The sequence below is a fragment of the Vibrio sp. TRT 2004 genome (assembly GCF_050113735.1).
GTDB lineage: Bacteria > Pseudomonadota > Gammaproteobacteria > Enterobacterales > Vibrionaceae > Vibrio.
Genome location: NZ_JBNJOH010000096.1, coordinates 1 through 2,610, shown reverse-complemented (window position 1 = coordinate 2,610; position 2,610 = coordinate 1). Strand labels below are relative to the sequence as shown.

1 protein-coding gene and 2 pseudogenes are annotated in these 2,610 nt (G+C 41.3%); all 3 read right to left on the bottom strand.

The features are described from left to right. On the bottom strand, nucleotides 1-206 hold a 206-nt coding region (locus tag ACQEXR_RS19875), incomplete at its 3' end, for a bacteriocin immunity protein (RefSeq protein WP_427021002.1). A 1-nt stretch (nucleotide 207) separates the two neighbouring features. Next, nucleotides 208-1,004 (bottom strand): annotated as a pseudogene (locus tag ACQEXR_RS19870) (S-type pyocin domain-containing protein); the annotation flags it as partial. Nucleotides 1,005-1,401: 397 nt separating this feature from the next. Then, a pseudogene (locus tag ACQEXR_RS19865) lies at nucleotides 1,402-2,610 on the bottom strand (hypothetical protein); the annotation flags it as partial.

The window sequence follows — 2,610 nt, the reverse complement described above, 5'->3', positions numbered from 1 at the left end:
ACGATTCTAACAATATTTTCAGGCGTTCCATCTTCAGGATTCTCTGGGTAATAAATCAGATCTGAGCCGTCTGGATGTTGTGTTATTTCGCAGAAGTGCATTACAAAATCATTGTGCTCTTTTTCGCTAGAAACATTAACTTTGCATATATCTACTACGAGTTTTAAAAAATCTGCTTCTGTATATTCTGTTATTGTGGTTTTCATTTTAACTCTCTGACGTTGAATGAATACGAATATGATTTTTAGGTGTCATTATGCCCATGTTATCTAACTCATAGACCCCACCACCATGTTGAATCTCTACCTTATGGTGGATTTCATATTTTGCCGTCCTCCAACTTGATCTTTGAATCTAGTGAACGGGGCAAAACCTTGGCGAATTAGTTCTTGATTATTCGGTGTAAATTGGGACACTAATTCTGTATCACCAATCGCTTTCCAAAAGGCTTTCCTAAACGCATCAAAATTACTAAATTCTTTACCTCTGAGCTTATTTGCAACCTCCGACGGAACTGGTGAACCTAACCCCTCACTGGCTTTCTCTAACCATATGCCCGTTATATCTTCGCCATTCCCCGTTACCACCCCAGACTCATCACGCGCCGTTTTTTGGAACATCAGGTAAAGAGGAGGCAACCCAGCATCCGCAGGAAAAGTCACAATATACTCGGCTAGATCTTCTTCTGGGTAGAGAACCGTGCCAATTTCTTGCTCATGCTCTTCAATTGGGTGAACCAAGATATTGTGAACATCCAGTTGGTCATTCTCGGGGAGGACGGTATCAGGTGTGAATACATCCGTTGAGCCGTCAGGTGTCCAGGTAATGGTGATACCATTATCCAACTCAGCAATAAAGTGTTGCCCTTGCTGCACTGCCTCACGCTTCGCTACACGATCACCGTATGCACTTCCTTCGCCCGTTTTTATACTAACGACTTGTTGCTTGCCATTTTCATCGGCGTACATATTGAAACGGACACGCATCGTAACTTTGCTGAATGTACGTTGATTTCACACAACTGCGGTTACATTAATTTTTCTACAAAAGATAGGGAAGGAACTAGAAGCCAGCTCCATATCCCAATACTATTAATCCACATAAACAATCTGAACCATTTAGATTTAGTTGTTACTCTATGTCTTATAAATGGGTAGGCTAGCCAGTAACCAAACAATCTAGTCCCTATAGAATAGGACATTTGGTAGTTCCATTTCATATACCCTTGGTCATCGTAATATTTATCCAAATTCTTAGCTAATTGCTTGTCAATAAATACAATTCTTTCAATGCTTCCTAGTGAGACCATTGCACTCATAATTACTGCGGGAACAGACCATATGATCACATATACAGCTAGTATGCCTGTAATAATAGTATAAGCATGTTCAAAAAAATTACTCAAAGCCAATCCTCTACAAGCTCTTCACTCGATTCTTTAAGGTCGATGACCTTTTCATAAAGGATATCACCAAAGGTTTTTCCAATAGCCGTACCAGTGATTCCACCAATGGCGCCTCCTGCAACAAAAGCACCAATTGAAGCAATTGATAACACAGGCGCAGAGGTAACACCAACAATTCCCAGTACCAAAATAGTGCCAGTGGCGGCCACATTTCCACCAACGGTTCCCCCACCGACACCACCAATAAATCCTGTTATTTCACGAGCCGTCACTTTGCCGCATTCTCCTGAACCATCGATAGAACAGGCTTCATAAATATTCTTCGTACCACTTGCTGCACCAAGCACTAGCCCTACGTAACCGACTCCACGAGACGTCGCGATACCAATCGCCACATTCGCTATACGCTTACCTAAATTCGGTACCAGACCTTTTGCAATAATTTCATCAGCATTATGGATAATAGAATGAGTAGAGAGTTTTAAGTTACGTCTAATCTGAGTGTAAACTGGGATTTGAACAGAACGTTTCGATAATGCAGCAAAGCTACCATCTAGCTTTTTGAATAGCGCAGCACGTTCTGCGACAAAAGAACCATAGTTAACACCACCAACACGGCTTGCCATCGCAACTTGAGAGACGTAAAGGTGGTTAATTTCAAGAAGCACACCATTGATGTTTTTTAAATGTTGCTCAACACCTGTGGCTATAGCACCGACTCCCAATGAAGCATAAGCGTATAAGTCACCAGGAAGACCATCTGAGCCGACTTTTTTTATTGTTTCATCAGCATAATAATCTAGTACTTCAAAATGGCGATTAATGGTAGTAATTTGTTCCTCAGTCAGTTTCGCTAACTCGACACTGGCTGCTTCTGCTTCCTCGATTAGAGCATCGAGTTTACTTCTCTGCCCTTCGTTGATTGGTTCTTTGCTTACGACGACTACAATCTCTCCCTGTCTTACTGGGTTGTTCAAGTGTGCGTTATATTTCTTTAATAGCTTTTGGATATCTTCGTTTGTATCTGAAGAGAAAAAGCTTTGCCAAAAATCCTTTAACGGTTGGGTTTGCTCTACTTGGGTAAAGCCAAGTTCAAACTCTGTTGCAACATCAGAAATTATTTTGGTGTTTACAACGGGAATGTCTTTTTCAATCCACTCAGGACGATTGATCGATGCGATTGAGGTATCGACTAAGCATCGCTC